At 58.7% G+C, this 6,955-nt stretch carries 5 protein-coding genes and 1 pseudogene; 3 read left to right on the plus strand and 3 right to left on the minus strand.

The genetic code is table 11. The annotated features are described in order from the left end of the window. Positions 1-45: 45 nt before the first annotated feature. Positions 46-1,404 carry a glutathione-disulfide reductase gene (gene gorA / locus AB9K37_RS15935; RefSeq protein WP_369840647.1) on the minus strand — a complete coding sequence of 453 codons (1,359 nt, stop codon included), beginning with the start codon at positions 1,402-1,404 and terminating at the stop codon, positions 46-48. Between the two features lie 28 nt (positions 1,405-1,432). Continuing rightward, on the minus strand, positions 1,433-2,215 hold the full coding sequence (gene rpiA / locus AB9K37_RS15940; RefSeq protein ID WP_369840649.1) for a ribose-5-phosphate isomerase RpiA: 783 nt from the start codon (positions 2,213-2,215) through the stop codon (positions 1,433-1,435). Between the two features lie 385 nt (positions 2,216-2,600). Between rpiA and AB9K37_RS15945 the strand changes: the two genes are divergently transcribed. Further along, complete coding sequence (locus AB9K37_RS15945) at positions 2,601-3,974, plus strand: L-serine ammonia-lyase (RefSeq protein WP_369840651.1); 1,374 nt, start codon at positions 2,601-2,603, stop codon at positions 3,972-3,974. A gap of 7 nt (positions 3,975-3,981) precedes the next feature. After that, complete coding sequence (locus AB9K37_RS15950) at positions 3,982-4,899, plus strand: DMT family transporter (protein ID WP_369840653.1); 918 nt, start codon at positions 3,982-3,984, stop codon at positions 4,897-4,899. 3 nt (positions 4,900-4,902) lie between these two features. Here AB9K37_RS15950 and AB9K37_RS15955 read toward each other — a convergent pair whose 3' ends face one another. Beyond that, positions 4,903-5,616, minus strand: coding sequence for a thiamine diphosphokinase (locus AB9K37_RS15955; RefSeq protein ID WP_369840655.1), 714 nt, complete (start codon positions 5,614-5,616; stop codon positions 4,903-4,905). A 103-nt stretch (positions 5,617-5,719) separates the two neighbouring features. Here AB9K37_RS15955 and AB9K37_RS15960 point away from each other — a divergent pair. Beyond that, positions 5,720-6,955: pseudogene (locus AB9K37_RS15960) on the plus strand (hypothetical protein); the annotation flags it as partial.

Here is a 6,955-nt window from a genome sequence, read left to right on the forward strand (position 1 = left end):
TTTTCTGTTAGGCTTTGCCCTAAGGTGAGGGCAAAGCCTGAGAATTCAAGCCGTGCGGGTTGGATTCCGCATGGTCACAAGTTCTTCGGACATGGTCGGGTGCACGGCGCACACGCGATCAAAGTCCTCTTTGGTTGCACCCATTTTAACGGCGATCCCCGCAAGTTGGATCATTTCGCCCGCCCCGGGCGCGACGATATGGCACCCCAGCACCTTGCGGGTTTCCTGACTGACAATCAACTTCATGAGGACGCGCGCCTGACTGCCCGCAAAGGCTGTCTGCATTGGGCGGAACGATGTCACGTAGACTTCGATCGGCTCCTGCGCCGCTGCGGCCTCTTCGCTCAGGCCGACAGTGCCCATCTCGGGCTGGGTAAAGACGGCGCTTGGGATCAGGTCATGATCGACAGCGGTCTTGTTGCCTTTGAACACGGTCTCGACAAAGGCCATGCCTTCGCGGATCGCAACGGGTGTCAGGTTCACCCGGTTGGTCGCGTCACCAATCGCGTAGATCGAGGGCACAGCGGTCTGGCTGTACTTGTCCACGATCACCTCGTTCGAGCGGCCGAGTTCGATGCCGACCTCTTCGAGACCCATGTTCGTGGTCGCAGGCAGACGGCCGGTCGCGAACATCACCTTGTCATAGGTATTGGTGTCGCCGTTGGTCGCTTTGGTCCAGATCTGGCCGTTCTCTTCCTTCATCTCCAGCACGTTGGTGCCGGTGTGAAGTTTGATGCCGTTGGCGACCATTTCGTCAGCGATCAGGCCGCGCGCTTCTTCGTCAAAGCCGCGCAAGATCTGCGCACCGCGGTAGTATTGGGTCACTTCGACGCCAAGGCCGTTCATGATGCAGGCAAATTCGCAAGCAATGTATCCACCGCCAACAATCAGCATCTTCTTGGGCAGTTCATCCAGATGGAAGATGTCGTCCGACACAATCCCCAGTTCCGCACCCGGAATATCAGGACGCATAGGCGTACCTCCGGTGGCGATCAGAATGGTCTTGGCGGTTTTCTTGGTGCCATCGGCCAATTCAACCGTGTGCGCATCGGCGATTCGCGCGCGCTGATCAAAGGTCTCAACGCCAGATCCAGCCAGCAATTTACGATAGACGCCTTCGAGGCGATCGAGTTCTGCGTTCAACTTGCCTTTGAAGGTACCCCAGTTGAAGTCAGTGATGCTGGCCTGCCAGCCATAGGCCTCGGCTTCGTCCGCCATACCGCTGTATTCGCTTGCGAACACCATCAACTTCTTGGGTACACAGCCGCGGATCACGCAGGTGCCGCCGTAGCGGTCGCCTTCTGCCAGGCCAACCTTGGCCTCTGCTTCACCTGCCGCGACGCGTGCCGCGCGCACACCGCCCGACCCTCCGCCGATCACGAACAGATCGTAGTCGAAATCCATCTCTTACTCTCTCTCTGTCGGCGCCTGTTCAAATGTCACGAAAAAGGTTGTCGGACTCGACAAACTCGATCAGCGACTCTTCGACGGTGCCGTTGTTAATGTCACGGGTTTCGACACGACCGTCGCCGTATCCGATGACCACACGATCGCAGATATCAACGAACAGCCCGTTTTCAACCACACCAGGCACCTGATTCAACACCATTGCAAGCTGACGCGCATTTCCGATGCGTTTCAGATGCAAATCAATGATGTAGTTGCCTTCGTCGGTGATATAGGGCGTTTCGCCGTTCATACGAAGTGCGGTCTGGCTGCCCATCACATCAAGGCTCGCCACCATCTCTTCGATCAGGGCTTTGCTGGTTTGCCAGCCAAAGGGGATAACCTCGACCGGTAGGGGGAACGAACCAAGCGTATCCACCCCCTTGGCCGCGTCCGCGATCACGACCATTTGGTCGCTGGCGGTCGCCACAATTTTTTCCTGAAGGAGCGCACCGCCGCCGCCTTTGATCAGGTTCAGATCGCCGTCGAATTCGTCTGCGCCGTCGATGGTCAGATCGAGCCATTTCGCCTCGTCCAACGACACGACCTTGATCCCCACATTGCGGGCAAGTTCTGCGGTGCGTGTTGATGTTGGAATGCCTGTCACCCGCAGGCCATGTTCGCGGACAAGCTCCCCGAGACATCGCACCATCCAGGCTGCAGTACTGCCGGTTCCGAGCCCAACACGCATACCATCTTCTACAAACTCAACCGCTCGTTTGGCCGCGACGAATTTTGCCTTATCAATAGGCGAAAGTTCTCCGGTCATCGACAGACTCCATACTGTTTGTCCTGCTTATAGAATGGTTCCCCCCGCTTCGCGAGTGCGAAGCACGGTTTCCGCGGCGTTTCGCGGGATCATCGAACAAGATGATAGGTTTTTCTCGCGGGTTTCGGTGGTTAGGCATCGCCCTCTTTTTCCACGTCACTCAAGCTTCGGATGCTTGGGACGTGAGTATTTTAGGCAAAAAGAAGCGGGAAAAGGGCAGCGTATCATTTCTACACACACGAACGGGAGGGCCTGCGGCGCGATTTTGGTGGGCTAGAAGGGCGTGACGCCATCCCGCTGGGGACGGTCGTATTTAGAGCGGTTCAGCTTTTCGCGTTGGGTCATGCTGAGATCAGACTGCGCGAATTGCCCGATTGGAGGATGCATGTTTATTTCGGTCTTTGATGTCTTCAAGATCGGGGTTGGCCCCTCGTCTTCGCACACTATGGGCCCCATGGTGGCTGCGGGTCGCTTTCTGGAGTTGCTGCGGGCAGCGCCCTTTACCGCAGATGGTCTAAAAGCATCGCTTCATGGGTCTTTGGCGTTCACAGGGGTCGGCCACCATACAGATCGCGCGACCATTCTAGGCCTTGCCGGTTTCACCCCTGCCGAGTTTGACGCCGACCGCGCCGAAGAGGTTATAGCCAAGATTGAAGCCACAGGCCGCATCAATCCACCAGACCTGCCCGAAATGGTCTTTGCGCCAAAAGATGACCTGAAGTTCGACTACGGTCCAAACCTGCCCGGCCACGCGAACGGTATGATCCTGATGGCGACCGACAAACAAGGCGACGTCATTCTGCAAGAGACATACTACTCGATCGGCGGAGGATTTGTCCTGACTGCTGACGAGTTGGAGCATGGTGCAGACAAGGATGAGGGCGCCCCTGTTCCCTACCCCTTTAAATCCGCTGCCGAGATGCTGGAAATGGCCGCGAAGTCCGGCAAAACGATCGCCGAGATGAAGAAGGCGAACGAGTTGACCCGCCGGAGCCATGCCGAAGTAGATCGCGGCCTTGGTGCCCTGTGGCAGGTGATGGACGGCTGTATCCACCGTGGCCTCGCGAACGAAGGCATCCTGCCCGGTGGTCTGAATGTGCGCCGCCGTGCGGCTGGGATCTACAACGCACTGATGGCCGAGCGCGGAATGAACCTGACCGCGCCGCATACGATCAATGACTGGATGAGCACTTACGCCATGGCCGTGAACGAAGAGAACGCGGCGGGCGGGCAGGTCGTGACAGCCCCGACGAATGGCGCCGCAGGCGTGTTGCCTGCGACCATACGGTATTGGCTGGACCACGTGCCGGGCGCGACGCGCACGCGCATCCCCGAATTCCTGCTGACCGCAGCTGCAATTGGCGGCTTGGTGAAATTCAACGCCAGCATCAGCGGGGCCGAAGCTGGTTGTCAGGCCGAGGTTGGTAGCGCAAGCGCCATGGCGGCTGCGGGGCTGTGCGCCGTGATGGGCGGCACGACCGAGCAGATTGAAAACGCGGCCGAAATCGCGCTGGAGCACCATCTCGGGATGACGTGCGATCCGGTCAAAGGATTGGTGCAGGTGCCTTGCATCGAACGCAACGGCCTTGGCGCGATCAAGGCCGTCAGTGCCGCCAGCCTCTCCCTGCGCGGCGATGGCAAACATCTGGTCCCGCTCGACGCCTGCATTGAAACGATGCGCCAAACCGGCCATGACATGAGCGAGAAATACAAAGAGACCTCTCTTGGGGGGCTCGCCGTCAACATCCCGAACTGCTGAGACCGCATTGGCGAACGACCGCACACTCCTTGGTATCCTCTACATGGTGGGCTTCTGCCTTTTGGCCCCCATTATGGATGCCTTTGCCAAAGCCACACCTGCCGAAATCCCAGCGGCGCAAATCATCACGGCGCGGTTTGTGCTGCAAATCGTGCTGTTGGCGCCGCTTGCGGTGCTGATGGGGAACTTCACCCTGCCGGATCGGCGCTCTATGGGCCTGCATTTCGCCCGTGCAGCATCGCTGCTCCTTGCGACATGGCTCTTCTTTACGGCCATACGTGAAATGCCCTTGGCGAGTGCGATCTCGATTTTCTTTGTCGAGCCGTTTGTGCTGACGATCCTCGGGGCCTTGTTTCTGAAAGAAGAAGTGGGGATGCGCCGGATTATGGCCTGTGTGGTTGGTTTCGGCGGTGCACTGCTGATCATTCAACCCAGCTTCAGCAATGTCGGACCGGTCGCTCTGTTTCCCTTGGGTACCGCAGTTTGCTTTGCCAGCTATATGATCCTGACCCGTATGATATCGCAGAAGCTGCATCCGGTGACCACGCAGCTGCATACCGCCGTCGCGGCCTCAATCCTGATCGCGCCTGTCCTGTGGTACTATGATGGCAGCGGAGTCGCCGCGCTGGACCCCGTCTGGCCCCAGGGGCTGGCGATCTGGACCCTGCTTGGTGTTGGGGTAATGGCGACGATCTCGCATATCTCGATCACTTTTGCCCTGCGCCACGCGCCCGCCGCGACGCTTGCGCCGCTCCAGTATCTGGAAATCGTGTCAGCCACCGCCGTCGGCTATTACATCTTTGACGAACTGCCGAACGGCCTGACATGGATGGGTATCGCGATCATCGTGGTGTCGGGTCTCTACGTCTTTGCCCGAGAGCGGGCGCGAGACCAGAAGTTGAACAAGCCGACGCCTCCGCGGTGACCCCTAGCCCCACGAGGAGCTAGCGAGGCAGCTCTCCAAAACTTGATCGGCATGAGCGCGCGGAACGATCACCAGCATCTTTGGCGCATCAACGGCCAATGCGACCCGCCCCGTTTCATCTACGCGATTCGATGTCCCCACGCGACCATCGGGCTGCATCGGAATCCCGTCGATCGGCCAGACCAATCCCTCTGATCGGCCCTCAACGCGCCCGAGCGGATAAAGGGAAAAGGCACAGCCATTGGGCAAATCGAGCGTTATGCTCGGCGGCGCGAGGAAAATCACCTCTTCTTCGGACAACAACAGACATCGTTTCCCCGCGCGTACACTCAAAGTGGAAAACGCCGCTAACGTATGGTCAATCCGGCGGCCCGTGAATCCCAAGCCCAGAATCAACGGCGCCTCAATGTTTCGAAGACATTTGTCGAAATCCGTGCTATCTTGTTCTGATATTTGAAATAGCCTGTCTGCACTGACGGAGGCCTGCGCTCTGGTGGAAAGCGAATCGAAATCACCGATGATTGTTTCCGGGACCCACTCTAATTCGAGCGCGCGGTCCGCACCGCCATCTGCGGCAACCAGAATTTTGCAGTGCTTTCGTGCCCACGCAACGTCCTGAGTCGTGACACGGCCCCCGCCAATCAGAGCTATTGGCTCGTCAGAGTGTACAATTACTGGCATAATTACCTTTATGTATCTTTTTTGGAAACGTGCCACATTTGAGCCACGGATTTATACTGCAATGACCTTTGTTTTGATCCGTTTCCCAACTTTGTAAGTGGTATTCACAGTTCTGCTAACGAAAGGAAGCGAGCGAGAGATGGTAGGCAACAACAAAATTCTCACCGTGTCATATGGGACGTTCTCATGCACCCTAGAGGGGTTCGATGAGTCGTTCGACACGATGAAGGCAATTGCCGAGTATTTCCGGGATCTCGCCGCAGAGGACCGGTACTTTGGCGCAGAGCCCCCGACCCCCGATGCGGAGATGCTAGCCCGAATTGCGGAACGTGAAATCGCGCGCCGGGTTGAGGCACGCACGGAACGTGGCGGAATTGTGCTTCATGCAACAGAGGCGCAACTGGCCGCTCAAGCGCCTCAGGCCACACCAGTGCCCGATGCCCAACCCGCGTCCAAGCCCGCACCCACCCCAGTGCCGCAAGCCGAAGTTCAAGCAGATCCAGCGCCGCAAGCCGAAGCTGAACCCAAGGTGGCGGCGGCTCCCGCCCCTGTTCCGCCCAAGCCTGCAAAAACCGCTCGCAAATACCCCCGCGCCACAGCCATGCCCGCTGCAGCGCCCGTCCCGACCCCAGATCAGTCTCGGCGTGCCGCAGAGGCCGCAAACGCCGCGGGCGTCGCAGCCAAGCTGCGCCGTATTCGGGCTCTGATGAACAACGATGTTACCAGCGACCTAGAAGACACTAACGAAAATCTTGGCGCGGACGCACCGACGCACGTGGCGCTTGTGACAGAAGCCCCCGAAGAAGACATCTACGCTCAGACCGTCGAAGCCGAACATCGCGAAACCGCTCGTGTCGATGAGTCCGAGGACGAAGTCTTTGATCTGACCGCCGACACAGACGAGGAAGATGAGACCGAAGAGAATATTCTGGCGGCAGACGCCGAAGACGATGCAACAGACGTGCTGGACGACAACGCTGCAGACGATGTGATTGGCGAAGTCGAAAAGGACGAAGCGGTCGCTAACACTCCTGCCGAAGCCATTGTGATGGAGTCTTCTGACGGAGAGACAGAAGTCGAGGTCGCAGAGGCCGACGTTGCCGACGACGCGACCGAAGATGCTGCGGCGGAAGAGATCGCCGAAGACCTGAGCGAAGTCGAGGCAGAAGCCGAGCGCGCAACTGCGCTGGCGCCTGTTTTCGATCTGGAACAGATCGCCGCTGCCGAAGCAGCCGCACGGGCTGAGGCTGAGGCTGAGGCTGAGGCTGAGGCTGAGGCTGAGGCTGAGGCTGAGGCTGAGGCTGAGGCTGAGGCTGAGGCTGAGGCTGAGGCTGAGGCTGAGGCTGAGGCTGAGGCTGAGGCTGAGGCTGAGGCT

The sequence above is a fragment of the Donghicola sp. XS_ASV15 genome (assembly GCF_041224595.1).
GTDB lineage: Bacteria > Pseudomonadota > Alphaproteobacteria > Rhodobacterales > Rhodobacteraceae > Donghicola.